Raw genomic sequence first — 25,628 nt, forward strand, 5'->3', positions numbered from 1 at the left:
GCTTAAAACTCCGCGTACAGTCGGCCGGGGTTGAAAATGCCCTGCGGGTCGAGCCGGGCCTTGAGGGCCTGGTGGTAACGCAGTACAGGTGCGGCCAGCGGCTGGAACGGGTTGTCGACAACGCCCTGGCTGTAGCAGGTTGCATGCCCGCCAGCCGCCGTGGTGATCGCTCGAATGGTTTCGCCGTCTGCGTCGGATTTCAGCCAGCGTTGTGCGCCGCCCCAGTCGAGCAGTTGCTCGCCTGGCAGTTCCAGTACGGCGCTTTGGGCAGGTACGCAGAGCCGCCATAAAGGTCGCGGGTCCAGAAAAAAGGGCAGACGCTGCTCATTCAACTGCTGCCAGTAAGCGCCATCGAACACTTCGCCACCGAGCCTCTCATGGGCTGCTGCCACCGAGCCTTCGCCGCCCTCAAGACGCAGGCGCAGCACTTGACCGTCGTGGCTGGCTGCGCTGATAGGCATAGGTTGCTGACCCCATTCAGCGAGGCGGGCCAAGGCTTGCGAGCTGTCCATCTGCAACGCGATGCTGCTGCACAAACGCGGTTTGGGCAGCACCTTGAGCGACACCTCGGTCAGCACCCCAAGGCAGCCGAAACTGCCTGCCATCAGGCGTGAAACGTCATAGCCTGCAACGTTTTTCATGACTTCGCCGCCAAAGCGCAGATGCTTGCCGAGGCCGGTGATGACCCGGGTGCCCAGCACGAAATCACGCACCGACCCGCTCCAGGGGCGGCGCGGGCCCGACAGTCCTGCGGCGACCATGCCGCCGAGCGTTGCGCAGCCAAAATCGGGCGGTTCACAGGGCAGCATCTGGCCTGCGGCGTCCAGCACCTGCATCAGCTCGCTCAGCGGCGTACCGGCGCGGACGGTGATCACCAGTTCTGTCGGGTCGTAACTGACGATGCCACGGTGTTCGCGGGTATCGAGCACCTCACCTGTTGTCTCACGGCCAAGCAAGGCCTTGCTGTTGCCACCCTGAATACGTAACGGCGTGCTGTCCCGTAGCGCTTGATCGACCCGTTCGAGCAGAGCCTGGCTGACGTCTTTGTCCATCTCGCTCATCAGAAGCGCTCCAGTTCGGGAAACGGCAATTGCCCGGCATGAATATGCATGGCACCGAATTCCGCGCAGCGATGCAGGGTCGGGATGTTCTTGCCGGGATTGAGCAGGCCGCTGGCGTCGAATGCGGCCTTGATTGCATGGAAAAAAGTCAGTTCGTCACTGTTGAACTGCGCGCACATCTGGTTGATCTTCTCGCGACCGACACCGTGCTCGCCGGTGATGCTGCCGCCGACCTCGACGCACAGCTCAAGGATCTTGCCGCCCAGCGCCTCGGCGCGCTCCAGCTCACCCGGTTGATTGGCATCGAACAGGATCAGCGGGTGCATGTTGCCATCGCCAGCATGGAACACATTTGCCACGCGCAGGCCGTACTGAGCTGACAACTCCTTGATGCTGCGCAATACCCCTGGCAACTCGCGTCGCGGGATAGTGCCGTCCATGCAGTAGTAATCCGGTGACAGACGGCCTACGGCGGGGAAGGCGTTCTTGCGCCCGGCCCAGAAGCGCACCCGTTCGGCCTCGTCTTTCGCCTGACGCACTTCGATCGCGCCAGCCAGTGTCAATACCTCGCGAACCCGTTCGCAATCGGCATGTACATCGGCTTCGACCCCGTCCAGCTCGCAAAGCAGGATGGCTTCTGCATCAACCGGATAGCCTGCGTGAATGAAATCCTCGGCGGCACGAATCGCCAGATTGTCCATCATCTCCAGCCCGCCGGGGATGATGCCTGCGGCAATGATATCGGCCACCGCACCGCCGGCTTTTTCCACGGAATCGAACGCCGCCAGCAGCACTTTGGCCACCTGCGGCATGGGCAACAGCTTGACCGTGACTTCGGTAATGACACCGAGCATGCCTTCGGAGCCGGTAAACAGTGCCAGCAAGTCGAAGCCCGGTGAGTCCAGCGTGTCGCTGCCCAGGGTCATTGGCTCGCCTTCGACGGTCAGTATCTCGACCTTGAGCAGGTTGTGCACGGTCAGTCCGTATTTGAGGCAATGCACGCCGCCTGCATTTTCTGCCACGTTGCCGCCGATGGAACAGGCGATTTGCGAGGAAGGGTCGGGTGCGTAATACAGACCGTGGGGTGCTGCTGCCTGGAAAATGGCCAGGTTGCGTACGCCGGGCTGGACCCGCGCCAGACGAGCAGCCGGATCAATAGCGAGGATCTGATTGAAGCGCGCCATCACCAGCAGCACGCCTTTCTCCAGTGGCAGTGCGCCACCCGACAACCCGGTGCCCGCGCCGCGAGCGACCACCGGCACGCGATGCGCATGGCACAGTTTGAGCAGCGTCTGCACTTCTTCGACATGCCGTGGCAGCACCACCAGCATCGGCGTGGTGCGATAGGCCGATAACCCGTCGCACTCGTAGGGCCGAAGCTCTTCGGCGCGGTGCAGAATGTCCAGGTCGGGCAGTTGGCGTCGTATCTCGTGCAGCAATTGCTGCTTGTCGACTGCGGGCAGCGCGCCGTCGATGCGTTCGTCATAAAGAATATTCATGCAGGCACCCAGCGTTGTTTTTATCGGGTTAATGCATCCTAGCTCATTCAGCACAAGGCTTGAGTTGACAGCGTCAGGCGGATCGCGCAATTTACGCATTACGTAATGTTGTTACGAAAATAATAAACACAGCACCCGTGCGTCAGGCAGGCGACTTCCGTGGACCTATTCACTTACTACCGCTCGACCTCAAGTTACCGTGTGCGTATTGCGTTGGCCCTAAAAGGGCTGGATTACGCTGCGATCCCGGTCAACCTGCTGCCTGATGACGGCGAGCAGCGCACACCCGGCTACAAGGCGGTCAACCCGCAGGGCAGGGTGCCTGCATTGAGGCTGGACGATGGCGTGGTCATCACCCAGTCACTGGCGATCATTGAATACCTGGAAGAGTGCTACCCGCAGCCTGCGTTACTGGCGCAGGATGCTGTTCTGCGTGCGCGCCAGCGGGCCGTTGCGGCGCTGGTCGGCTGTGACATTCACCCCTTGCACAACGTTTCGGTGCTCAACCGGTTACGCGGTCTGGGTCACGACGAACCCGCTATTCTGAGCTGGATCGAGCACTGGATCGGCGAAGGTTTGCAGGCCGTCGAGCAGTTGATCGAAAAGGATGGTTTCTGTTTTGGTACGAGCCCCGGCCTTGCGGATATTTACCTGTTACCACAGCTGTATGCAGCCCATCGCTACAACGTCCAACTGAGTGCATACCCGCGTATCCAGCGGGTCGAGCGTCTGGCCATGCAACATCCGGCCTTTCAACAGGCACACCCTGATGCACAATCGGACAAGCCGGAGTAGGCTGCCCTCATGAAGATTCTTGGTCTGCAACTGATATTCGGTGATTTTCTCGCGCGCAGCGTGCGAGGGATCCCGTGTGCGCCGCCCGCAGGACAGTGATTGCGCTGGTTTAACCACTCTCACTTTTCCTGCAAGGAGCCAGTCATGGCTGATCTCTACGAAAACCCCATGGGCCTGATGGGCTTTGAATTCATCGAATTCGCGTCACCGACCCCCAACAGCCTGGAGCCTGTGTTTCAGATGATGGGTTTCACCAAAGTCGCAACCCATCGCTCCAAGGACGTGACACTGTATCGTCAGGGCGCGATCAACCTGATCCTCAACAACGAGCCGCACAGTCTGGCCTCATACTTTGCCGCCGAACATGGCCCTTCTGTATGCGGCATGGCGTTCCGCGTGAAAGACGCGCAAAAGGCCTACAACCGGGCACTTGAACTGGGCGCACAACCGGTGGAAATCGCCACCGGCCCCATGGAATTGCGCTTGCCCGCCATCAAGGGCATCGGTGGCGCGCCGCTGTACCTGATAGACCGTTTCGGTGAAGGCACCTCGATTTACGACATCGACTTCAACTTCATCGAAGGCGTTGATCGCCACCCGGTCGGTGCCGGCCTTAAATTCATCGATCACCTGACCCACAACGTGTATCGCGGGCGCATGGCGTACTGGGCAGGGTTCTATGAAAAGCTGTTCAACTTCCGCGAGCTGCGCTATTTCGACATCAAGGGCGAATACACCGGTCTGACCTCAAAGGCCATGACCGCCCCGGATGGCATGATCCGGATTCCCCTGAACGAAGAGTCGTCCAAGGGCGCCGGGCAGATCGAAGAGTTTCTGATGCAGTTCAACGGCGAAGGCATTCAGCATGTGGCGTTCTTTACCGATGACCTGATCAAGACCTGGGACGCGCTGAAGGAAACCGGCATGCGTTTCATGACGGCGCCGCCGGATACTTACTACGAAATGCTTCAGGGAAGACTGCCCGATCACGGTGAGCCGGAGGCCGAGCTCAAGTCACGCGGTATTCTGCTCGATGGCTCTTCCGAAGGAGGCGAGCGTCGCTTGCTGTTGCAGATATTCTCCGCAACGCTGATGGGCCCGGTGTTTTTCGAATTCATTCAGCGCAAGGGCGACGACGGGTTTGGCGAAGGCAACTTCAAGGCGCTGTTCGAATCCATCGAGCGTGACCAGATACAGCGTGGCGTACTGACGCCGGATTGAGCGATAACCGGAAGTGTCCGCCTTGCGATCAGACGAGCCTGCTCAGGCTCGTTCTGAGTCATTTGTGCTTGAGCACGTCAGCCTGTCGATTGAGAGACGAGATATAACGCTCGGTAAATTCATGCGCTGGCATGGGACGACCATACAAATAGCCCTGACCCTCGTCGCACACATAATGGCGCATCAGACTTTCCTGCTCGCGGGTTTCTATGCCTTCTGCCGTGACCTGGAGATTGAAGCCGTTCGCCAGCCTGATAACGGCCTCAATGATGACTTCGTCTTTCTTGCTGCGCTCCACGCCACTTACGAATGAGCGGTCAATTTTCAGCCGTGTCACCGGATAGTCTTTCAGCAGGCTCAGGGACGCATAGCCGGTACCGAAATCGTCGAATGCAATGCCCACACCCAATGAGCGAAGGTGGCGCAACGGTTCCATAATGCGTTGTTCGTTTCGCAGGATGATGTTTTCCGTGATCTCCAGCTCGAGTGAGTGTGTCGGCAAGGAAAAGTCTTCAAGCGCACTTTCAACCATTTCGGCAAAGTCACGCATGCGAAACTGAGCGGCGAACAGATTGACGCCGATGCGAAATTCGTCACAGCCGGTGTTTTGCCATTGCGCTGCCTGCTCACAGGCTGAGCGCAGGATCCATTCGCCCACCGGTACCGCGAGAAGACCCGCTTCCAGTGCAGGTAGAAAAACCGCCGGAGACACCACACCCAGTGTCGGATGGTTCCAGCGTATAAGGGCTTCGGCTCCGGTAATACGACCGTCCGCAAGTCGTACCTGAGGCTGGTAGTACAGCTCGAACTCTTTGTTGGCCCACGCCTGACGCATCGATGAGCTGAGCGCGCCTCTTCTTGACGCGGTCTGTCGATGCTCGGAGGTGAAGGTGCGAACAAGGGAGCGTCCGTCAGACTTGGCCTGGTAGAGCGCCAGATCCGCATTGCCGAGCATTTGCTCCTCGTCGTAGTCGGAGCCGGACCTTACGGAGACGCCGATGCTGGCACCGATGTAGATTGAATTGTCTTCAAACTCAATCGGCTCCTCGATGACCGCTATGAGCGCCAGGCCCAGCCTGGTTGCGTTGTCAGGGTCTGCCGTGTCTGACAGGAAAACGACAAACTCATCGCCGCCCAGACGGGCGACCATATGGCAGGCCGGTACGTGTTCGCGAAGACGCTGAGAGGTCACCTTGAGCACAAAATCGCCCGCAGCGTGGCCCAGCGTGTCGTTGACGTCCTTGAAACCGTCCAGATCGATCAGCAGGATAGCTGCTGGCAGCTGCGCATCGCACGCCTCCTTGATCCGCCTTTTGAGTGTCGATCGATTGGCAAGCCCGGTCAGATGATCGTATTCAGCCGCATGCTTGAGTAATTTGTCCGCCTCGACACGCTGGGTGACGTCACGAATGATCGCCCCGAATTGTGGCTCGCCGGCATACGTCCATTGTGAGAGCGAAAGCTCGATCGGGATTGTATGACCGTCGCGATGTATGGCCGTCAGGTTAATGGATTTTCCGATAATGAATGTCGGGCCGCCTGACGCCACCCTCGACAAACCTGCATGATGCCTGGAGCGCATTTCTGGCGGAATAATAATGTCGAGAGGCTTTCCCAGGGCGTCCTCGGATCGATGTCCGAAAATGAGCTCGGCCGAGTTGTTCCATGAGATGATCCGGTTTTTGCTGTCCGAGCAGATAATCGCGTCGGGTGAAGTCGAGGTGATATTCATGAAGCGGGCGTGGCTGTCTTCATTCTCAAGCGCAAGCCGACGCAACTCCATTCTTTCGATGACTATGACCGCCAGATCCTTAAGAACCAATTGATCTCGCTGCGAGAAAGTCTCCCGAGGTTTATTGTCGATCAGGCACAGGCTGCCCAGCACATGACCGCTGGCGGTTATCAGCGGCGCCCCGGCATAAAAGCGAATATAGGGAGCGCCTACTACCAAGGCGTTTGAGCTGAATCTCTCATCCTGCAATGCATCAGGCACCAGAAAAACGTTACGGCCCATGAGCGCAAAATTACAGAATGAGACGTCACGGCCCGTTTCGCAGACATCGAGGCCGATACGCGCCTTGAAGAATTGCCGATCGCGATGAACCAGCGAAATCAGCACAATGGGCACATCGAAAATCCGCGATGCCATTTGCACGATCTGATCGTATTCGTGCTCAGGTGGGGTATCCATCAACGAAAAAGCATTCAAAATCCGAATACGCTCTTCGTCGTCATCGCCGACTGGGTAAGTACTCATTTGAGGTCATCGCTATAAGCTGATCGCGCCTGAAACTCGAAGCGATCGATGTACAATGCCGCTGTGCCGGCATCGGTGAAAACACCCTGCCAACACGCGCTTGCGCCATGCCGGAAAAGCAAAGTTCGATACATTGCAGCACCTCTCACAGTAGTGTATCGGTAGCTGCCTCTAGCAGCTTAGAAGCTGTATCGTCAAAAAACCGAATACCTGTAATGACTTCTTGAGCAACTAGCCTGCGGGGCATTCATTCAACTAAGCCCCGCGTGACCTCGGTGTAACAACGTGTTCGGGTTAGTGGCGCTAAGGTATGGAAACTGCATGGCGGGGTTCACTGCCAATTTGATGACAACCCTATGAAACGGCTTTCCTTTATTTCGACGAGGCTTACACCTTCGGCGCTCAGCAAAGCGTTGATCGGCTTCATTGCCCTGGTCTGTCTATCGCTGACCCTGGCTACCGTCTGGCAGATGAACCAGTCGAAGCTCGAGCGCGCGGCCACCGCCAGGATTGCGGTGTCCAATATCGTGCTTGCCGCTGAGCAGCAGGCTCAGGACACCCTGCAACAGGCTGACAATACGCTGCGTGACCTTGTCGAGCGTGTGGAACAGGACGGGGTCGCAGGCCAGCAGCAAAGCCGCTTGACCAGGCTGATGGCTCAAGACCTGATAAACGTCAAAGGGCTTCAAGGGCTGTTCATCTACGATGCTCAGGGCAACTGGGTCGCCAATTCCTTTGCCAACGGCGTGCACACCAGAAACAACGAAGACCGCGATTACTTCATTTACCATCGCGATAACCCTGACCCGTCCATTCATGTGGGGTCTATCGTAGAAAGCCGTAATACCGGGGATATGGTCATCCCGGTCAGTCGGCGTATCAATGCTGCGGATGGCAGTTTTGCTGGCGTTGCACTGGCCACCGTGCCGGTGGCTTATTTCCAGGCTTTTTTCCAGCGCATGGATGTAGACGACAAGGGGGTGATCTTTCTCGCTCTGAACAATGGCGACCTGCTGGCGCGGCGCCCCACATTAACCGCACTGATGACCACCAATGTCGCCAAGGGCGATATCTTCACTCGCTATCTGCCCTACAGCGACAGCGGCACCGCGTTGATCAACTCCGTGGTGGACGGGGTGGAAAGGATCTACGCCTATCGGCGGGTGTCCGGGTTGCCGATCGTCGCCGCTGCAGGCGTCTCCTGTCAGCATGTGTTCGCGCCCTGGTGGGCCTATGCATACCGGTCCATGACCATCACCGGCATTATTATCCTTGCGCTGGTTTTGCTTGGCGTCCTGCTGTACCGGCAAATCCAGCAGTTGATCAATGCGGAAGGTGAACTGAACATCGCCAGGAACGAGCTGGAGATCATCGCTCACACGGACAGCCTCACGCACCTGGCCAATCGACGCTGCTTCGATGCGGCCTTGCAGCAGGAGTGGGGGGGGGCGAGCCGGAATACTGCAACTATCGCGATCATTCTGCTGGATATTGACTGGTTCAAACAATACAACGACACCTACGGTCATCTGCAGGGAGACGACTGCCTGAAGCAAGTGGCTGGGCTCATAGGCAACAGTCTTGACCGGGCTGGGGATATCGCGGCACGTTACGGCGGCGAAGAGTTTGTCATTCTGCTGCCTGAAACCGACCTGGCAGGGGCGCTGAAGATCGCGGAAAAAATCAGATCATCCGTTGAAACCAATCGTATAGAGCACTCGGCCAGCCCGCTGGGCAAACTGACCATCAGCTCGGGCGTGGTGTCGATCAACGCAGCAGAGAAGGATGGACATACCGCCGCGTTGGCGGAAGCGGATCGGCTGCTTTACCTGGCAAACCAGAGGGCGTAACCGCGTCGAAGGTCGGCTGATTCACGGCTGGCATGGAGCGAGCCATTTTGCTTGGGTATCAACCGCCTCTTCCTGAGTCAGTCTGACGGACGGCTACCGCCCATACGCTCGCTGATGGCCTGCGCCGTTTGCAAAAGCCGCCTGGCCGCCAGATTCTGCGTCTCGTCGTTCAACACCGATCCCGGCCCAACCACGGTGATCACGCCTACCAGCTTGTTGCCCATGGCGAACAGCGGCGAAGAGGCTGCGTTTATGCCCGGCATCAGCAAGCCCTGAATCTGGTGGACGCCCGTCGTACGGATCTGCTCGATATGCAGCTTGACGTCGCGCAACTGGTCGGCACTCAGCAAAGGCATTTCCTGCTCGCGAAGCGCAGCGGTTTCGCGCTCGTTCAGAAAGCTGTCGAATACCAGGCCGGTAGACGAGCCGAGCAACGGCAGCACCGAGCCGATTTGCGTCACCAGCGTCACTGCGCCCATCGACGCTTCGACATACACCACAGTCGGCCCTTTGTTGCCCCATACCGCCAGGAAGCAGGTCTGGTTCAGTTCATCACGCAGGCTGGCCAGCCACGGCGCCGATACTTTCAGCACGTCCAGTTTGCCGAGTGAGGCCAGCCCGACCAGCAACGCTTCGCGCCCCAGCCCGTAGTGATTGTTGACAGCATCCTGCTCGGCAAAGCCACTGGCAATCAGCGCCTGTAGATAACGATGAACCTTGCTGGCAGGCATGCCCAGATGCTCGGCCAGTTTCGACAGGGAAGTGGAGGGCGACAGATCGGCCAGCGCCTTGAGCACGCCCAGCCCAACTTCGGCGGCCTGAACCTTTTGCTGACGTCCGCCTGTCGAGCTTTCGATGTCCTGGGTCATGGGTGCTGTGCGCCGATCGGGAAAGGCAGCTTTATAGCTTGACCGGCTGGCAAACTCAAATTACGTTATGCGTAATCGTTTTACGTTAAATGATGTTTTACCCGTCTCTGCCCGACCCCATAACAACAAGAGGTCCAGATGGCTATCCACTCCCGTTCCGACGCAATGGCTTATCAGTCGGGCTTTGGCAACCAGTTCAGCAGCGAGGCGCTGCCCGGAGCATTGCCGATTGGCCAGAACTCTCCGCAGAAGCACCCGCTGGGGCTTTATGCCGAGCAGTTCTCGGGTACTGCCTTCACGGTCGCGCGCAGCGAAGCCCGGCGTACCTGGTTGTATCGCATCAAACCTTCGGCGGCCCATCCGCGTTACCAACGCATGGGTCGGCAGATCGCCGGTCAGGAGCAGGGCCCGATCAACCCCAACCGGCTGCGCTGGAACGCCTTCGATATCCCCGCCGAGCCTGTCGATTTCATTGACGGCCTGATCCCTTTGGCGAGTACCTCGGCCGCGGATCAGGCAGACGGTGTGAGCGTCTACGTATACGCAGCCAACACTTCTATGCAGCGTGCGTTTTTCAGCGCCGATGGCGAATGGTTGATTGTGCCGCAACAGGGGCGACTCAGAATCATCACCGAATTGGGTCTGCTGGACATCGAGCCGCTGGAAATCGCCGTCTTGCCGCGAGGCATGAAGTTTCGCGTGCAACTGCTCGACAGCAGCGCCCGCGGTTACATCTGCGAGAACCACGGTTGCGCCTTACGCCTTCCGGAGCTTGGTCCGATCGGCAGTAACGGGCTGGCCAATCCACGTGATTTTCTGACGCCAGTGGCCTGGTTTGAAGACAATCAGCAACCGGTGGAGCTGGTGCAGAAGTTCCTTGGTGAACTGTGGTCGACACACCTGGAGCATTCACCCTTTGATGTGGTGGGCTGGCACGGTAACAACGTTGTGTACAAGTATGATCTGCGGCGTTTCAACACCATCGGTACGGTCAGTTACGATCACCCGGACCCATCGATTTTCACTGTGTTGACTTCACCAGGTGCCGCCCACGGCCAGGCCAATATCGATTTCGTTATATTCCCGCCGCGCTGGATGGTGGCGGAAAATACCTTTCGCCCGCCGTGGTTCCACCGCAACCTGATGAACGAATTCATGGGCCTGATCGATGGCGCCTACGACGCCAAGGCTGAAGGCTTCATGCCCGGGGGCGCCTCGCTGCACAACTGCATGAGCGCGCACGGCCCGGATAATGTCACGGCAGAAAAGGCCATTGCTGCCGAGCTGAAACCGAACAAAATCGAAAACACCATGGCCTTCATGTTCGAGACCGGCAAGGTATTGCGTCCCAGCCGCCACGCGCTCGGCTGCCCGCAACTGCAAGCCGATTACGATGCCTGCTGGAACGACATGACCAGGACATTCAACAAGGAACCGCGCCGATGACTGGCTCTCTCAATCGTCGTAGCTGGGTGGCATCGGCCAACGAGCACGCTGATTTTCCGTTGCAGAACCTGCCGCTGGGTGTGTTCAGCCATGGCACTACCGGCCCGCGTGGTGGCGTGGCGATTGGCGATCTGATTGTCGATCTGCGCGCAGCAACAGCCGCCAGGGTTTTTCACGGGCAGGCCGCTGAAGCTGCCGAAGTGGCCAGCCGTGACCAGCTCAACGATTTCTTTGCACTGGGCGCTCCAGCACGTCAGGCATTGCGCAGCGCATTGCTGCAACTGCTGGATGCGGACAACCCGCAACGTGACAGTATGCAGGCCGTTGCAGGTTTGCTGCTGCCGATGAGCGAGTGCAGCCTGCACATGCCGGCGCGGGTAGGTGATTATTCTGACTTCTACGTTGGTATTCACCATGCGCTGAACGTCGGAAAGCTGTTCCGTCCGGACAATCCGCTGCTGCCCAACTACAAATATGTGCCGATTGGCTACCACGGCCGGGCATCGACCCTCTGCACATCCGGTACGCCGGTCCGGCGGCCCAATGGGCAGACCCTTGCGCCGGGTCAGGACGTTCCCGTTTTCGGTCCCTGCAAACGCCTGGATTACGAACTGGAGCTGGGTGTGTGGATCGGGCCGGGGAATGCGCAGGGCGATGCCATCGCGATTGACCGCGCCGCGGAGCTCATCGCCGGGTTCTGCCTGCTCAACGACTGGTCGGCGCGTGACATTCAAGCGTGGGAGTACCAGCCGCTGGGACCGTTTCTGTCCAAGAGCTTTGCCACGACGATCTCGCCCTGGGTGGTAACCGCCGAAGCGCTGATACCCTTCCGCAGCCCCCAGCCACTGCGTCCGGAGGGCGATCCTCAGCCGCTGCCGTACCTGCTTGATCAGAATGATCAGCAGGGTGGCGCGCTGGACATCGAGCTGGAAGTGCTGCTGCTGACCGCGCAGATGAAGGCCGAGGGGTTGGAGCCTTACCGGTTGGGTCTGAGCAACTCGCTGAACATGTACTGGACCGTGGCGCAGATGGTCGCACACCACAGCGTCAACGGTTGCAAGCTGCAACCGGGCGACCTGCTTGGCACGGGTACGCTGTCCGGTCCTCAGACAGGTCAGTACGGCAGCCTGCTGGAGATGACCGCAGGCGGCAAGCAGTCAGTGGCGTTGCCCAACGGTGAAAAGCGCATATTCCTGGAAGCTGGCGACGAGGTCATCCTGCGTGCCCGTTGTCATCGGGAAGGGCAGGTGTCGATTGGCTTTGGCGAGTGCCGGGGCATCGTACTCGACTGAAAAACCGGATCAGAAGCCTCAGGGAGTCACTTCGTACCAGCCCAGAAACATGTTCAACGCCGACTCGACCACATCACTTTGCTCCTGAGGGTTGAGCAGTGCGGCATTGAAGGTTACCTGTGGCCAGAATGCGAACGACTTGAGCAACGCGTGCATCTGCGTCGCCGCAAAACCGGGGTCGACAGGCTTCAGGCGACCGCCTTTCTGAGCCGCCCGGATCCACGCGCTGAAGGTTTCTTCGCGCTCATTGATACGGGCCATCCACACTTGAGCACGCTCGGGCGAGTGAATTGTAGCGCCCACCACGACACGCGCCAGGTCGAGAAAATTACTGTTGGTCAGGTTGCGCATCTTGCCCCACAGCAGGTCTCGAAGTTGCTCGCGCAGACCGACATTGGGGTGATAAATCACTTCCGATTGCGGCGGGGCACAGCTCCACAGACGCTGCAGCATCTCGGCGAACAGCTCTTCCTTGCTGGGGAAATGGTTGTAGACCGTGCGTTTGGACACCTCGGCCCGAGCAGCGATGCGGTCCATGCTGGTGACCTCGAAACCACGATCTCCAAATTCGGCAATAGCTGCCTGGACGATGGATTCGCGTTTCTGATCGGTGAGGCGCATGGGTGCGGTCATAGGTTCGCTTCAAACGGACGTTTAGAGAAAGTTACACTCAGCAGTTTACTTGTCGCCAAGGATCATGCAAGCTTAAAACTACACCGTGTAGTGTAAAACACTGTTACATATCTTTCATCGAGCATCCTGCAACGGGATCACGTACAAAGTATGCACGGCTGGTGCCTCAACCTGTTCCCAGGAGTCAGCAAACCATGGCCTCGACACATCAGAAAAAGGATGCTTCTTCACTGCCTGTCCTGTCCCGTCATGAGGGGCGATATCGGAATCATGCGACGATGAAACCGGCGAGTCTGCTGCGAACGCTCCGCATTTTTTGGGATCAGGCATTCAATAAGCCCAAGGACACGCGCCCCGCAGGCGAAATTCCGGTGCAGCCGCTGTCGCGTCAGCAGTTGCTGGCAGCGCCCAACAACACGGTGTATCGCCTCGGGCATTCGACGGTCCTGCTCAAATTACGCGACCAGTTCTGGCTGACTGATCCCGTGTTTGCCGAGCGCGCGTCGCCGGTGCAGTGGGCGGGGCCGCAGCGCTTTCATCAGCCGCCGATCAGCCTCGAAGAGTTGCCGCCAATCAAGGCGGTGATCCTTTCGCATAACCACTACGACCATCTGGATCGTATGGCGATCAAGGCGCTGACCGACAAGACCGAGCATTTTCTGGCACCACTTGGTGTAGGCGATACGCTGATTGAATGGGGCGTACCCGCGCACAAGGTCCGCCAACTGGACTGGTGGCAGTCCACCGAAGTGGCGGGCATCGAATTTGTCGCTACGCCTTCGCAGCATTTTTCCGGGCGTACGCTGCTCGACAGCAACCGCACCCTGTGGGCGTCCTGGGTGATGATCGACGGCGATCAGCGGATCTTTTTCAGTGGCGACAGCGGCTATTTCGATGGCTTCAAGACCATCGGCGAGCAATACGGACCGTTTGACCTGACGCTGATGGAAACCGGGGCCTATAACGTCGAATGGCCGCATGTGCACATGCAACCCGAGCAGACGCTGCAGGCACATCTGGACCTGCGCGGTCGCTGGTTGCTGCCGATTCACAACGGCACCTTCGACCTATCGATGCACGCTTGGCACGAACCGTTCGATCGCATCCTGGCGCTGGCCTGGGAGCAGAATGTCTCGATCACCACGCCGATGATGGGCCAGCCGTTCTATGTGCAATACCCGTGTCGCGGTTTGACATGGTGGCTCGGCGTCGATGAAGTTGCCGAGCCTGAACCCGAGCCCGAGCCCGAGCAGCACGGCCGAGTAACGAACTGCAAATGCCCTCGGCAAAATGCCTGAAACTGCCCGCGCCATTGCTGAACTGATTTTTTAAATAGCAGCACCCAGATTTTGATTTGTCATATGAGCACGCGCACGGCCTAATCCTGATCATCGAAAGTAATAGTGACGGTATGCAGGTGCGTAGCTCGGCGGTTCGGAATATGGGGTTGATGGTCAGTATCGTACTGGTGGCGCTCAACCTGCGCCCATCGATGGCAGCGGTCGGTCCGTTGCTTGCGGCGATTCGTCTGGAGGTGCCGCTGGGCTTCGGGATGGCGTCATTGCTGACCATGCTGCCGATCATGGCCATGGGGCTGGCGATGTTTTTCGGCATCGGCATCGCGCGTTACCTGGGGACGCATCGCAGCATCCTGCTTTCACTGGTGCTTATCGGCCTGGCAACCCTGGCGCGTCTGGTTCTCGATTCTGCTGTCGAACTGATTTTCAGCGTCGTGTTGGCGGGGCTGGGTATTGCCTTGATTCAGGCGCTGATGCCCGCGTTGATCAAATCGCGCTTCAAAGCCAATGTCTCCTTGTGCATGGGCTTGTATGTGACTGCGATCATGGGCGGGGCCGCGCTGGCCGCTTCATTCAGCCCCGTGGTAATGGGTAGCAGTGGCAGTTGGCGCTTCGGCCTGGCGGTCTGGTCACTACTGGCTCTTCTGGCAATGTGCTTCTGGTTTGCCCAGCGGCGCGTATTGCGCTCCGATGCGTCAACCACTGCAGGGCTCCGGCAGACTTTCTTCCACACGCCTTGGGCCTGGATGCTGGGAGTTTTCTTCGGCCTCGGTACTGCGTCCTATACCTGCGTACTGGCCTGGCTTGCGCCGTATTATCTGGAGAACGGCTGGAGCGAGCAGGATGCCGGCCTGTTGCTGGGCTTTCTGACCCTGATGGAGGTCGTATCGGGTCTGCTGGTTCCGGCGCTGGCTAACCGCAGTCGCGATAAACGCGTAGCGCTGGCGGTGCTGCTGGTGTTGATGATGATCGGTTTTGCCGGGCTGATTCTGCTGCCGCAGCGGCTGGGCCTGCTGTGGACCTGTTTGCTGGGGTTGGGGATCGGCGGTTTGTTTCCGATGAGCCTGATTGTGTCTATGGACCATGCCGATGATCCTCGACAGGCAGGCGGCCTGACCGCATTCGTGCAGGGCGTGGGTTATCTGATTGCCAGCCTGTCGCCGCTGTTTGCCGGAATAATCCGCGACCTGACGGGCAGCTTTGCGGGTGCATGGTGTTCACTGATGGCGTTGGTCGCGATCATGCTGTTGATGGTGGTGCGACTCGACCCCCGGCGTTATGCTGATCATCTGCGCGACGCACTCGGCGAACCTGTCATCACTGGCAGATAGGCGGCATGATCGCATTTTGATGCTATCTTGTGCGCGTTGACCTGACCGCCTGGTCACAGCGCCAGCGAGATACCTTGATGCTTAACAGTAATGCCCTGAGAAAGCTGGACATGCAGGACCTGATGGTCTTTGTCTCGGTGTATGAGCAGCGCAACCTGACCCTGGTCGCGGAAGCGTTGCATGTCAGCCAGTCGACGGTCAGTTACTGCCTGAAAAAGCTGCGTGCGAACTTCGAGGACGACCTTTTCATCTGCACCCGCAACGGCATGCGCCCGACCCGCAAGGCATTGGCCATGCACGACCATGTGCAGCAGATTCTCCGCTCGGTCAATCTGTGCCATGACGGCCTCGATCTGTTCGACCCGACTCGCACACAAACGACCTTCACGGTCTGTGCGCCGGAGTATTTCGAGCTGCTGGTATTGCCGCATTTGATGCGTGACTTCGCTGCCGCTGGTTTCTCGGTGACGGTCAATGTGCAAAAACTTGAGAAGCAGTTGCCTGCCGAGCAGTTGAACGACGGTCGTTTTGACCTCGTCCTGTGCTTCGGGCCTGGCTTTCACCGAGTCCCGGACAGTCTGATTTCGCAGGTGTTGATGGAGGATGATCTGGTTTGCGTCATGGACTCCAGGTTCGCGCCGCTCAGCGCCCTGATCGACACTCAAACCTTCGTCCAGCACCGTCATGTCTACCCGACGCCGTGGACGTCCCACACCAACATGGTGGATGGCTGGCTGCAGCGACAGGGTCTGGAGCGCAACATTGTCGCGCGGGCCAACAGCTATCGGGCGGCCTTGCAATTGCTGGAAGGCACCGATTTCATGCTGGTTCTGCCACGGCGTATTCAGACGCTGCTGGGTAATGAACCGTGGATTTCCGTATTCGAACTGCCACCGGACCTGCCTGGCTTCAGCCTGGACATGCTGTGGAGCGCCCAAGCGGATCGAGACGAAGCCAGCGGCTGGCTGCGTGAACAAGTCGTGAAGGTGTGTGCCGAACGCGGCTTGCTCTGACGGGTGTCAGTTGCCTGACTTGTCTTTCTGCGGGTCGGGTGAGGTGGCAGGTCGGGCCTGTTCGCCCTGCTGATTGAGCTGTTTGTTCTTCTCGCCCACCTTGCCGGCGTTTTCCGGTTTGTGATCGAGGTCTTCGCGTTTGGATTCATCTGCCATGACCGTATTCCTTTTTGTCGGGGGGTGTAGTTATTGGTCAGTGTGGCGGGTGCAAGATTCGATTTAAATGACGCGCGGTTTATCGCCCGGTGCTGTTAGCGTCGGACGCTGAACCGCGCACATCAATCAGCTCAACAGAGTGATCAAGTCTTTGGCCGCCTGCGCAGAGCTGGCCGGGTTCTGGCCAGTTACCAGCTTGCCATCGGTCAGCACGTAGACGCCCCAGTCGTCGCCCTTGGAATAGTCACCGCCCAGTTGCTTGAGCGTGTCTTCGACCAGAAAAGGCACGACATTGGTCAGGCCGACCGCTTCTTCTTCACTGTTGGTGAAGCCTGTGACACGGCGGTCCTTGACCAGCGGCTGGCCGTCCGGCGACTTTACGTGACGCAATACGCCAGGTGCGTGGCAGACCATCCCGTGTGGCTTGTCTGCCTTGGCAAAGGCCTCGATCAGCGCGATGGAGTCCTTGTCTTCAGCCAGGTCCCACAGCGGGCCGTGACCGCCCGGGTAGAACACGGCATCGAAATCGGCCGCATTGACGCCAGACAGAAGGCCCGTATTGGCGAGCGCTTTTTGCGCATCGGCATCTTTGGAGAAGCGCTTGGTGTCGTCGGTCTGAGCATCAGGCTCATCGCTTTTCGGGTCCAGCGGTGGTTGACCGCCTTTCGGAGAGACCAGCGTAACGTCGGCACCGGCCTCTTTGAACGCGTAATACGGCGCGACGAACTCTTCGAGGCAGAAACCGGTTTTCTTGCCGGTGTCGCCCAGTTGGTCATGGGATGTCAAAACCATCAGGATTTTCATGTGCATGCTCGTCTTCGAAGGGGTGAGAGGGTGTAGACAGGCAAAAACCTCAAGTGTTGTGAGAATTTTTTACCGCCGGAACGAGCAGGGCCGGATGTCGACACAATGACGTGCGTCGACATCCGGCCCTGTTTCACCGCTGCGTTTTCGGATGAGGATCATTGCTCCTTGGTCAGATCCACCAGCGGTTCTTTGCGCACTTCTGTCTCGCGACCGTCCTGAATGTGCTTGACCTGCCCAAGGGCTTTGTCGACAGCACCTTTGTCAGCCAGCAGACTGTAGCTGATCTGGAACTGGCGTTGCTCTTTCGGCGCAATGGTTGGCACCAGATTCAGCGGGCGCTGGAAGCGGCGGTTGTAGGAGAAGCTGGTCCCCGGTTCCAGTCCGGTGACGTAGCCCTGGCCTTTGGTGTCGGTGTTTTTCCACAGCGAGAACACCGGCAACTGCTTGGTATTGAAACCGACCGACACGCCCAGGCTGCCAGCCTTGTTGTGCAGCACGGTCAGCGTGTCACCCTTGGCATCGCCGTAGGGCACGATGTTGTAGACCGTCTCGTCGTAATCCGGCGTCGGTGCGCGGTAGGTCTGCCAGTCGCCCAGGTCACCCTTGGCTTTTTCATTGAACGGCGAGACCTGCTTGACCGGCGCTTCGAAACGCGCCCCCTGCTCGAGGAACGGCGTGCTGAAGTTGCTGTGGTACAGCGCCTGGTATTCTTTCGGATAGTCGCCATTGTTGGTCAGCGTATCGTTGAGCGAAAAGCTCGTGCTGCCTGGCTCGGTGACCAGTTCGGTCTGCACCGAGAAGTCGACCTTCTTGAACGCCTGCTCCTTCAATTCACCCTTGAGGCGGATCGCGTAGGGCGGCTTTTCGTCGATCTGCAGTGTCACCTCGCTCGCCGGAATGTTGGCAGCGCGACCGTGCAGGGTCAGCAGTTCGCCATTGTCCATGCCCGGGTGGCCCACCCACTCGTATCCGCAACGGGTCACCAGTTCGTTGAAACCCTCCAGCCAGCCCAGCCCGCCGCGGCCATTGAGCTCGATGAAGGCCGGATTGACCACGTCCTTGACCGGCGAATCCCAACCCATGCGCACATCGCCGACTGATGCCTGCAGCACGTTCATGCCACGGGTCGGGACGACTGACAGCTTCATCGTGCCATTATCGATATCGATAATGCTCACGCCTTCCTGACGACCGCCATGCAGCGTACGCATCGTGACAGTGAACGGCTTGTCGGTCTTGACGCCCAGCTGCTGACTGGTGATCTGCTGATTCTGCGCAGTCTTGTCGGTGTCGAGCAGCACATAATCCCAGGCAAACACACTGGAAGCGGCTGTGAGGGCACCGAGGCCCACGAGCAGGGGAAGGGATTTCATGGTGGTGGTCCTTCTGTAATTATTGGAATTATGGTGCTGCATATCGTTTCAACAGCTATTTAACGCCTAGTTAATCGATTCAGCAATGGGTCGAGTCGAGGCAAAGCGCTTTTCAATCACCATTGCACTGAAGACACGGAGTGCGACGTTATCGAAGTAACTCGCCGAGGGGCGAAAAGGTGACCTGAGTCGAGCCCCAATTCACCTTACATCACAGAACCGGCGTGTGACGCGGAGCGTCACGAACTGCATTCCCACGCGGTGAACTGCCCCCAAGAAGTTGGACACCAATCCGACCTCACGGGGGTGTTCAAATGGGTAAGTATTCAGAGCAGTTCAAGCTCACTGTCGTCAAAGCGTATCTTGAAGACAACATGGGCTTTCGTATGGTAGCCCGCCAGTTCTCGATCGATTTCAGCCTGCTTCGACGCTGGGTCGCTAACTACAAGAGTCATGGTCACACCGGCCATCGCAAGCCTGGTCTTCGATACAGCGAAGCTTTCAAGCGCTCAGTGCTTGAGCACAGGCGTGAACACAAGCTATCGCTCCGTCAGGCCGCTGCGCATTTTGGTATCGGGGATCCCGGCCAAATAGTCATTTGGGAAAAGCGGCATTACAGTAGCGGTACAGCCCCGTATGTTCCTGCCAGAAGAAAGCCTGTCGCCATGCCAAAGAAGCCTTATCCCGCCAAACCAGTAACCGCCGACGATACGCAGAAGACGCGCGACCAGTTGATGAGCGAGCTTGAATATCTGCGCATGGAGAACGCTTACCTAAAAAAGTTGGAAGAGCTGAAGGAGCAGAAACGACGGCAACCGAAAAAGCCCTGAGCATCAAGCAACTGAGGGGCCGGTTCCCGCTTTGCGCTCTGCTGAGGCTGGCGGGCTTGGCACGCAGCACGTTTTACTATCAGGTTCAGGTGCAATCCAGACCCGATCCCTATGCTGCTTTGAAACAGTTAGTCGAAAGCATTTACCACGAGGAGAAAGGCCTTTATGGCGCTCGGCGTATCACGGCGGTCATTCGCACTGCAGGTATTTTGGTCAACAAGAAGGTTGTAGAACGACTGATGGCAGAACTGGGCCTGCGATCAGTGGTGCGCCCCAAAAAATACCGCTCCTATAAGGGCGTAATCGGAACCATTGCGCCGAATTTGCTGGAGCGCAATTTCAGCGCGCAACGCCCGAACCAGAAGTGGGTGACCGATGTGACTGAGTTCAAGGTAGGCAATCGAAAGCTGTATCTCTCACCCGTGATGGACTTGTACAACGGTGAAATCGTGGCGTATGAAGTGTCGACAAGGCCGAGCTTTGAGCTGGTCACCAGCATGCTGGACAAGGCGCTTCAGCAGTTGCAGGACGAGCCGAAGCTTGTGATGCACTCGGACCAGGGCTGGCAGTATCAACACGCGCAGTATCGCCATAAGCTATCGGTACGAGGCGTCAAACAAAGCATGTCCCGTAAGGGCAACTGCCTGGACAATGCGGCAATGGAAAGCTTTTTCGGTACACTGAAATCCGAGTTTTTCTACCTGAAACAGTTTGAAAGCATCGATGAGTTGAAAGCAGGTCTGGATGAGTACATCCACTACTACAACCATGACCGCATCAAGCTGAAGCTCAACGGCCAAAGCCCCGTAAAATACAGGGCTCAGGCGGCAAGCTAAAACCGTCCAACTTTTGGGGGGCAGTTCACCAGCGTGGGAATGCATTTCGCGACGCTCTGCGTCGCAAGGGACGCGGAGCGTCCTGAACTGCACGCCAACGCGGAGCATTGGCAAGCGAGCTGTCGTTCTCGTTCAGCTCAACGAAACACCGGCACCACGTGCTTGATAAACAGCTCAAGTGATTTTTTCTTCTCGGCGTGCGGCAGACTGTTGTCGCACCAGAAGCTGAACTCGTCGACCCCCAGCTCCTGGTAATGGCGGATGCGCGGGATGATCTCTTCCGGCGTGCCGATCATGGTGTTCTTGCGGATATTCTCCAGCTCGAACTCCGGACGCTCCTTGAATTTCTCTTCCGGGCTGGGTGCCAGAAAACCATTCACCGGCGTCTGCTTGTTGCCGAACCAGGCGTCGAAGGTGCGGTAGAACTTCGCGATGGCGGCAGCACCGGTTTTCCAGCCTTCAGGGTTGTCCGCAGCATGCACATGCGTGTGGTGCAACACCATCAGTTGTGGCCGAGGTACGTCAGGGTTATTGGCCAGCGCTGCTTCGAACTTGTTCTTCAGGTCGACGACTTCTTCGTCGCCTTTCATCAATGGCGTGACCATCACGTTGCAGCCGTTCTGCACGGCGAAGTTATGCGAATCAGGGTCGCGAGCAGCGATCCACATGGGTGGCGTGTTGATTGGCTTGGGTACGGAGGTCGAAGTCGGGAATTTCCAGATATCGCCGTCGTGGGCATAGTCACCCTGCCACAGCGCACGGACTACCGGCACCATTTCGCGCAACGCCTTGCCGCCTTCGGAGGCCGGCATGCCGCCCGCCATGCGGTCGAACTCCACTTGATAGGCACCGCGCGCCAGGCCGACTTCCATGCGCCCGTTGCTGATCACATCCAGCAGCGCGCATTCTCCTGCCACCCGCAACGGATGCCAGAACGGCGCAATGATGGTGCCCGCGCCCAGATGAATGCGCGTTGTTCTGGCGGCCAGATACGCCAGCAGCGGCATGGGGCTCGGCGAGATGGTGTATTCCATCGCATGGTGTTCGCCGATCCACACGGTGCTGAAACCGCCTTGCTCGGCCATCAGCGTCAGCTCGGTCAGGTCTTCGAAAAGCTGGCGATGACTAACACTTTCATCCCAGCGTTCCATGTGCACGAACAACGAAAACTTCATGACACTTACCTCGCTTGAATCCTGCTGCCTGCACGGGCATGGTGAGTTATTTCTGTCTGATGGTATACCGTAATACTTTACGTGCAAGCGTTTTTTGCGTCCGACGTGTTGGCTGAATGGCGAGGCAGCCGAAACGAAAAAAGCGCCTCATGTGAGGCGCTTTCGGGCGTAGTTAATTCAGCCGGGGAGGTGCTTGATCAGTGCGACATCAACTGCAGGCTTCGGACTCGATGTAGTCGGCTGTGGAATCGCGTATCACCGGACCCATGCCGCTGACGGCGCGAGCCTGTTCCATGATTTCCAGAGTAGAGCCGGTACCCACCAGGTTCACTGTGTGATTGGCGCAGTTGTAGACGCGCTTGGAGTAGATCACGCCCAGCAGACCTTCACGTCGAGTAACGACGACGCGCGCTTGGGGACTGCCGCTTTTCTCCACCAGCGCGTGCTGCCCGGTCGGGTCATGGGGGACGTTTATGGTTTTGGCTTCGGCATGCGCCGACAGTGCGGGGATCATCAAGGCAAGTAAAAAGGCATGCAGTTTCATCGGTGCTCCTGCGGATGAACGCGGTTTCATTGGATCCAAAAATACCCTAGCCATTTAATTCTGGATAGCTGCGCGGTCAGCCTTCCGTCGGTTTGTTTCCGCTAAATTAAACACTGCATGAATGCGCAACCCGGCCAGACACTGTTGCCCTGGCAACAGTGTTTCGACAGCTTGCCGAAGTGCAAACAGTTGACGCTAACCTCCAGGCGCTGCAACTCTTTGATCTGTATTCATTTAACTGTCTGGCACGGTTGCTGCTCTGTGGTTCTGCAAGCCCGTTCGACTAATGCGCTCGGGAAGCCTGCAGTCAGAGGAGTGCCGATATGAGCCAATCTTCCATAAAATTTGCGTACTGGGTGCCAAACGTCAGCGGTGGTCTGGTCGTCAGCAAGATCGAACAGCGTACCAGTTGGACCATCGACTACAACCGCAAGCTGGCGCAGATCGCCGAACAATCCGGTTTCGAATATGCGCTGACGCAAATTCGCTTCACTGCCGGTTACGGTGCGGAATTCCAGCATGAGTCCGTAGCGTTCAGCCATGCCCTGTTGGCGGCCACCGAAAAGCTCAAAGTCATTGCAGCAATATTGCCAGGACCGTGGACGCCCTCTGTGGCGGCCAAGCAACTGGCAACCATTGATCAGCTCACCGCCGGGCGCGTGGCGGTCAATATCGTCAGCGGCTGGTTCAAGGGCGAATTTCAGGCCATTGGTGAACCCTGGCTGGAGCACGACGAGCGCTATCGCCGTTCCGAAGAGTTCATTCGGGCCCTCAAGGGTATCTGGACCACCGATAATTTCACCTTCAAGGGCGACTTCTATCGCTTCCACGATTACACCCTCAAACCCAAACCGATCCAGCGTCCTCATCCCGAGATCTTTCAGGGTGGCAGTTCACGTGCCGCGCGGGATATGGCGGCCCGGGTGTCGGACTGGTATTTCACCAATGGCAATACCGTCGAAGGCATCAAGGCCCAGGTCGATGACATTCGAGCCAAGGCTGCCGCGAACGGCCATTCAGTGAAGATCGGCGTCAATGCCTTCATCATTGCCCGGGACACCGAAGAAGAGGCGCGAGCGGTGCTGGCTGAAATTGTCGACAAGGCAGATCCGAAAGCCGTCAATGCGTTTGGTGATGCCGCGAAACAGGCCGGCAAGGCCAGCCCGGAAGGCGAGGGCAATTGGGCCAAATCCACCTTTCAGGATCTGGTGCAGTACAACGATGGCTTCAAGACCAATTTGATCGGCACGCCGCGTCAGATTGCCGAGCGCATTGTCGAGCTCAAGTCCGTTGGTGTCGATCTGGTACTTTCCGCATTTCTGCATTTCCAGGAAGAAGTCGCCTATTTCGGCGAGCACGTGCTGCCTTTAGTGCGCGAGCTGGAAGCTGCGGCACTGCGCAAACCTGTCGCCGAAACAGCATGAAGCCCGGCAAATACGTGCGTCCTGCCTTGCCCCTGTAAGCGAGCTTCGCTTACAGCCCCTTCAGAAAACAGCCCTCCAGAAACTCAGGCACCACTGTGATCCAGTGCGTGCCTGCCTGCGTATGTTGAACCCCGATCAACCAATAGACCGCTGTACGTGGCATTATGATGCCACTCTCTGGCATGCTTCATTGATGCCAGGCCTTCAGGTACGGCCGAGCGCTTGCCGACAATGGCAGTTGATAGCGAAAGGATTGTCGATGGCCCCTGAGCAATCAGGTCCGGTTTTCAGAAAAACCAGATGCACTGGTTCTCACCTGTTGTGGAGGCAAGTTTTGAAACGCGACCTTCGGCTTGCGTCATGGCTGATCTTCGTAGTGTGCGCCTGCGTGGTGATGTTGATGGCCTGGCAAGCATGGACCGCGCGCCGCAACACGCTGGAGAACATCCAGACCAGCACGATTAATCTGGCTGGGGCGCTGAGCACTTACACCGATGGCATTTTCAAGCAAAGCGAGCTGATGCTGATCGGCCTGACGGAGCGTGTCGAAAGAGACGGTGCCGGACCTGAGCAGATCGAGCGTCTCAGATGGGTCATTGCCCGTGAGATGGGCGCGTTGCCGCAAATCGGTACGGTTTCGCTGTACAACGCTGACGGTATTTGCACCTTTTCAACCAATCCCAAGGCGATTGGCGTCAACAGTACCCAGCGCGAGTTCTTTCAGCACCACCTGCAGACGCCTGACAAAGCACCTTACATCGGCCCGACGATTCGCAGTCGCGCCTCCGGCGAATGGGTCATATCGGTCAGCAGGCGCATCAACCACCCTGATTCGAGTTTTGCCGGGCTGATGGTCGTGACCATTGGTGTCGATCATCTGTTGAAGTTCTATTCGGATATTCAGGTCGGCAAAACCGGCATCATCAGCCTCACGTCGACGGCCGGGCAGTTGCGTGTGCGCTATCCGCACCTTGAAGCGGAAATCGGCCGTGACCTCTCATCGACGCCGATCTTTACTTCTGAGCGCAATCGACCCTCTGGCACCACTCAGTTTGTCTCCAGAATCGACGGCGTCGCGCGCTTTTATGCGTTCAAGCGCAGCGCCGTGTACCCGATTGTCACTGTCGTCGCGCTGGGCCAGAAAGAGGCCATGCTCGACTGGCTGGGCCAGACCAAACAGTCGATTCTGGTCATGCTGGTGCTGCTCGGGCTGGTGGTCGGCCTCGGCATCCGCCTGATAGGGCACATTCACAGCCGTATACGCGCGGAAGATCAGTTACTCGATTCTCAGGCAGCCCTCATCCAGTTGAATCAGCACCTGGAGTTCATAGCTTCGGAAGACAAGCTCACCGGGCTGGCCAATCGCAGACGGTTCGATCAGTTTCTGGAGGTTGAATTCAAGCGTGCCAGACGCGAGCGCAGCCTTCTGTCACTGATTCTGATCGATGCCGATCATTTCAAGCGCTACAACGATCATTACGGCCATCTGGCCGGTGACGAGTGCCTGGTGGCACTGGCCCGTGTGGTCGAACAATGCATCCGCCGCCCCGGTGATGTCGCTGCTCGTTATGGCGGTGAAGAGATCGCGGTGGTGCTGCCCGGCACTGACGAGTCGAGTGCTCGTCAGGTGGCCGAGAACATCCTGCAGGCTATCCGCGACGAGCAGATCGAGCATCCCGCCAGCCCGTTTGGCATCGTGACGGTCAGCCTCGGTGTTGCCACATTCGTCGGCACGGATCGGCAGCTCGACCAGCGCAGCCTGATCGAACTTGCCGACCGTGCGCTGTATGCTGCCAAGTCGCAGGGTCGCAACCGGGTGAATGTGGCGTCGGAAATCGCCACCAGCACACTGCCGGCCTGGACCCGCGTCAAGGCATCGGCGGACCCGCAAACCGGCAGCAGACCAACGGCGGAGTGA

At 58.1% G+C, this 25,628-nt stretch carries 20 protein-coding genes and 1 pseudogene; 11 read left to right on the forward strand and 10 right to left on the reverse strand.

What is annotated here, in order from left to right:
• Window positions 1–2: 2 nt before the first annotated feature.
• Entirely contained in the window at window positions 3–1,061 is a 1,059-nt protein-coding gene (gene glcE, locus AC4ANK_RS12645; RefSeq protein WP_002554151.1) for a glycolate oxidase subunit GlcE, read from the reverse strand.
• Window positions 1,061–2,560 (reverse strand): glycolate oxidase subunit GlcD, encoded by a 1,500-nt coding sequence (gene glcD / locus AC4ANK_RS12650; protein ID WP_002554150.1) that lies wholly within the window; start codon window positions 2,558–2,560, stop codon window positions 1,061–1,063. The genes glcE and glcD overlap by 1 nt, the downstream gene beginning before the upstream one ends.
• A gap of 159 nt (window positions 2,561–2,719) precedes the next feature.
• Between glcD and maiA the strand changes: the two genes are divergently transcribed.
• Complete coding sequence (gene maiA, locus AC4ANK_RS12655; RefSeq protein WP_031595844.1) at window positions 2,720–3,355, forward strand: maleylacetoacetate isomerase; 636 nt, start codon at window positions 2,720–2,722, stop codon at window positions 3,353–3,355.
• Window positions 3,356–3,499: 144 nt separating this feature from the next.
• Complete coding sequence (gene hppD, locus AC4ANK_RS12660; protein ID WP_031595842.1) at window positions 3,500–4,576, forward strand: 4-hydroxyphenylpyruvate dioxygenase; 1,077 nt, start codon at window positions 3,500–3,502, stop codon at window positions 4,574–4,576.
• A gap of 58 nt (window positions 4,577–4,634) precedes the next feature.
• Here the strand turns inward: hppD and AC4ANK_RS12665 are convergent, their stop codons facing one another.
• Window positions 4,635–6,833, reverse strand: coding sequence for a putative bifunctional diguanylate cyclase/phosphodiesterase (locus tag AC4ANK_RS12665; RefSeq protein WP_460382817.1), 2,199 nt, complete (start codon window positions 6,831–6,833; stop codon window positions 4,635–4,637).
• Between the two features lie 356 nt (window positions 6,834–7,189).
• Between AC4ANK_RS12665 and AC4ANK_RS12670 the strand changes: the two are divergent.
• A pseudogene (locus AC4ANK_RS12670) lies at window positions 7,190–8,759 on the forward strand (sensor domain-containing diguanylate cyclase).
• 1 nt (window position 8,760) lies between these two features.
• Here the strand turns inward: AC4ANK_RS12670 and AC4ANK_RS12675 are convergent.
• Window positions 8,761–9,552: an IclR family transcriptional regulator gene (locus tag AC4ANK_RS12675; RefSeq protein ID WP_002554144.1), complete on the reverse strand. Its 792-nt coding sequence runs from the start codon at window positions 9,550–9,552 to the stop codon at window positions 8,761–8,763.
• Between the two features lie 138 nt (window positions 9,553–9,690).
• Between AC4ANK_RS12675 and hmgA the strand changes: the two genes are divergently transcribed.
• Window positions 9,691–10,998 (forward strand): homogentisate 1,2-dioxygenase, encoded by a 1,308-nt coding sequence (hmgA, locus tag AC4ANK_RS12680; protein ID WP_002554143.1) that lies wholly within the window; start codon window positions 9,691–9,693, stop codon window positions 10,996–10,998.
• A complete protein-coding gene (gene fahA, locus AC4ANK_RS12685) occupies window positions 10,995–12,290 on the forward strand; it encodes a fumarylacetoacetase (protein ID WP_002554142.1) in 1,296 nt (431 codons plus the stop codon). Before hmgA ends, fahA begins: the two co-directional genes overlap by 4 nt.
• 18 nt (window positions 12,291–12,308) lie before the next feature.
• On the opposite strand, the gene AC4ANK_RS12690 is transcribed toward fahA, so the two are convergent.
• On the reverse strand, window positions 12,309–12,923 hold the full coding sequence (locus AC4ANK_RS12690) for a TetR/AcrR family transcriptional regulator (RefSeq protein ID WP_002554141.1): 615 nt from the start codon (window positions 12,921–12,923) through the stop codon (window positions 12,309–12,311).
• A 194-nt stretch (window positions 12,924–13,117) separates the two neighbouring features.
• On the opposite strand from AC4ANK_RS12690, the gene AC4ANK_RS12695 reads away from it, so the two are divergent.
• The 3 genes from AC4ANK_RS12695 (at window position 13,118) to AC4ANK_RS12705 (ending at window position 16,565) form a co-directional block, all read left to right on the forward strand.
• Window positions 13,118–14,221 carry an MBL fold metallo-hydrolase gene (locus AC4ANK_RS12695; RefSeq protein WP_031595838.1) on the forward strand — a complete coding sequence of 368 codons (1,104 nt, stop codon included), beginning with the start codon at window positions 13,118–13,120 and terminating at the stop codon, window positions 14,219–14,221.
• 113 nt (window positions 14,222–14,334) lie between these two features.
• Window positions 14,335–15,552: a cyanate transporter gene (locus AC4ANK_RS12700; RefSeq protein ID WP_002554139.1), complete on the forward strand. Its 1,218-nt coding sequence runs from the start codon at window positions 14,335–14,337 to the stop codon at window positions 15,550–15,552.
• A 77-nt stretch (window positions 15,553–15,629) separates the two neighbouring features.
• Window positions 15,630–16,565 carry a LysR family transcriptional regulator gene (locus tag AC4ANK_RS12705; RefSeq protein ID WP_057425588.1) on the forward strand — a complete coding sequence of 312 codons (936 nt, stop codon included), beginning with the start codon at window positions 15,630–15,632 and terminating at the stop codon, window positions 16,563–16,565.
• Between the two features lie 6 nt (window positions 16,566–16,571).
• Here the strand turns inward: AC4ANK_RS12705 and AC4ANK_RS12710 are convergent, their stop codons facing one another.
• From AC4ANK_RS12710 to AC4ANK_RS12720, 3 genes are all read right to left on the reverse strand, one after another.
• Complete coding sequence (locus AC4ANK_RS12710) at window positions 16,572–16,721, reverse strand: hypothetical protein (RefSeq protein ID WP_002554136.1); 150 nt, start codon at window positions 16,719–16,721, stop codon at window positions 16,572–16,574.
• Window positions 16,722–16,847: 126 nt separating this feature from the next.
• Window positions 16,848–17,525, reverse strand: a complete 678-nt coding sequence (locus AC4ANK_RS12715) for a type 1 glutamine amidotransferase domain-containing protein (protein WP_460385214.1) — start codon at window positions 17,523–17,525, stop codon at window positions 16,848–16,850.
• Window positions 17,526–17,683: 158 nt separating this feature from the next.
• The gene (locus tag AC4ANK_RS12720; RefSeq protein ID WP_002554134.1) at window positions 17,684–18,901 is read right to left on the reverse strand and encodes an aldose 1-epimerase family protein; all 1,218 of its coding nucleotides are present in this window, start codon (window positions 18,899–18,901) and stop codon (window positions 17,684–17,686) included.
• 314 nt (window positions 18,902–19,215) lie between these two features.
• Between AC4ANK_RS12720 and AC4ANK_RS12725 the strand changes: the two genes are divergently transcribed.
• A protein-coding gene (locus AC4ANK_RS12725; RefSeq protein WP_095077641.1) for an IS3 family transposase occupies window positions 19,216–20,567 on the forward strand; the annotation gives its coding sequence in 2 pieces (ribosomal slippage) (window positions 19,216–19,675 and window positions 19,675–20,567; 1,353 coding nt in all).
• A gap of 137 nt (window positions 20,568–20,704) precedes the next feature.
• On the opposite strand, the gene AC4ANK_RS12730 is transcribed toward AC4ANK_RS12725, so the two are convergent.
• Window positions 20,705–21,742 (reverse strand): LLM class flavin-dependent oxidoreductase, encoded by a 1,038-nt coding sequence (locus tag AC4ANK_RS12730; protein WP_002553843.1) that lies wholly within the window; start codon window positions 21,740–21,742, stop codon window positions 20,705–20,707.
• Window positions 21,743–21,950: 208 nt separating this feature from the next.
• Complete coding sequence (locus AC4ANK_RS12735) at window positions 21,951–22,286, reverse strand: hypothetical protein (RefSeq protein WP_002553842.1); 336 nt, start codon at window positions 22,284–22,286, stop codon at window positions 21,951–21,953.
• A gap of 323 nt (window positions 22,287–22,609) precedes the next feature.
• Here AC4ANK_RS12735 and sfnG point away from each other — a divergent pair, with 323 nt between their 5' ends.
• Window positions 22,610–23,710: a dimethylsulfone monooxygenase SfnG gene (sfnG, locus tag AC4ANK_RS12740; RefSeq protein ID WP_002553841.1), complete on the forward strand. Its 1,101-nt coding sequence runs from the start codon at window positions 22,610–22,612 to the stop codon at window positions 23,708–23,710.
• 334 nt (window positions 23,711–24,044) lie between these two features.
• Window positions 24,045–25,628 carry a sensor domain-containing diguanylate cyclase gene (locus AC4ANK_RS12745; protein ID WP_002553840.1) on the forward strand — a complete coding sequence of 528 codons (1,584 nt, stop codon included), beginning with the start codon at window positions 24,045–24,047 and terminating at the stop codon, window positions 25,626–25,628.

This window comes from Pseudomonas sp. Pmew2 (assembly GCF_058129885.1).

What these genes read in the sequence shown, in the direction of transcription:
- glcE (WP_002554151.1), bottom strand. Translation starts at nt 1,061, where the DNA reads ATGAGCGAGATGGACAAAGACGTCAGCCAGGCTCTGCTCGAACGGGTC.
- glcD (WP_002554150.1), bottom strand. Translation starts at nt 2,560, where the DNA reads ATGAATATTCTTTATGACGAACGCATCGACGGCGCGCTGCCCGCAGTC.
- hppD (WP_031595842.1), top strand. Translation starts at nt 3,500, where the DNA reads ATGGCTGATCTCTACGAAAACCCCATGGGCCTGATGGGCTTTGAATTC.
- AC4ANK_RS12665 (WP_460382817.1), bottom strand. Translation starts at nt 6,833, where the DNA reads ATGAGTACTTACCCAGTCGGCGATGACGACGAAGAGCGTATTCGGATT.
- AC4ANK_RS12675 (WP_002554144.1), bottom strand. Translation starts at nt 9,552, where the DNA reads ATGACCCAGGACATCGAAAGCTCGACAGGCGGACGTCAGCAAAAGGTT.
- hmgA (WP_002554143.1), top strand. Translation starts at nt 9,691, where the DNA reads ATGGCTATCCACTCCCGTTCCGACGCAATGGCTTATCAGTCGGGCTTT.
- fahA (WP_002554142.1), top strand. Translation starts at nt 10,995, where the DNA reads ATGACTGGCTCTCTCAATCGTCGTAGCTGGGTGGCATCGGCCAACGAG.
- AC4ANK_RS12690 (WP_002554141.1), bottom strand. Translation starts at nt 12,923, where the DNA reads ATGACCGCACCCATGCGCCTCACCGATCAGAAACGCGAATCCATCGTC.
- AC4ANK_RS12695 (WP_031595838.1), top strand. Translation starts at nt 13,118, where the DNA reads ATGGCCTCGACACATCAGAAAAAGGATGCTTCTTCACTGCCTGTCCTG.
- AC4ANK_RS12700 (WP_002554139.1), top strand. Translation starts at nt 14,335, where the DNA reads ATGCAGGTGCGTAGCTCGGCGGTTCGGAATATGGGGTTGATGGTCAGT.
- AC4ANK_RS12705 (WP_057425588.1), top strand. Translation starts at nt 15,630, where the DNA reads ATGCTTAACAGTAATGCCCTGAGAAAGCTGGACATGCAGGACCTGATG.
- AC4ANK_RS12710 (WP_002554136.1), bottom strand. Translation starts at nt 16,721, where the DNA reads ATGGCAGATGAATCCAAACGCGAAGACCTCGATCACAAACCGGAAAAC.
- AC4ANK_RS12715 (WP_460385214.1), bottom strand. Translation starts at nt 17,525, where the DNA reads ATGAAAATCCTGATGGTTTTGACATCCCATGACCAACTGGGCGACACC.
- AC4ANK_RS12720 (WP_002554134.1), bottom strand. Translation starts at nt 18,901, where the DNA reads ATGAAATCCCTTCCCCTGCTCGTGGGCCTCGGTGCCCTCACAGCCGCT.
- AC4ANK_RS12730 (WP_002553843.1), bottom strand. Translation starts at nt 21,742, where the DNA reads ATGAAGTTTTCGTTGTTCGTGCACATGGAACGCTGGGATGAAAGTGTT.
- AC4ANK_RS12735 (WP_002553842.1), bottom strand. Translation starts at nt 22,286, where the DNA reads ATGAAACTGCATGCCTTTTTACTTGCCTTGATGATCCCCGCACTGTCG.
- sfnG (WP_002553841.1), top strand. Translation starts at nt 22,610, where the DNA reads ATGAGCCAATCTTCCATAAAATTTGCGTACTGGGTGCCAAACGTCAGC.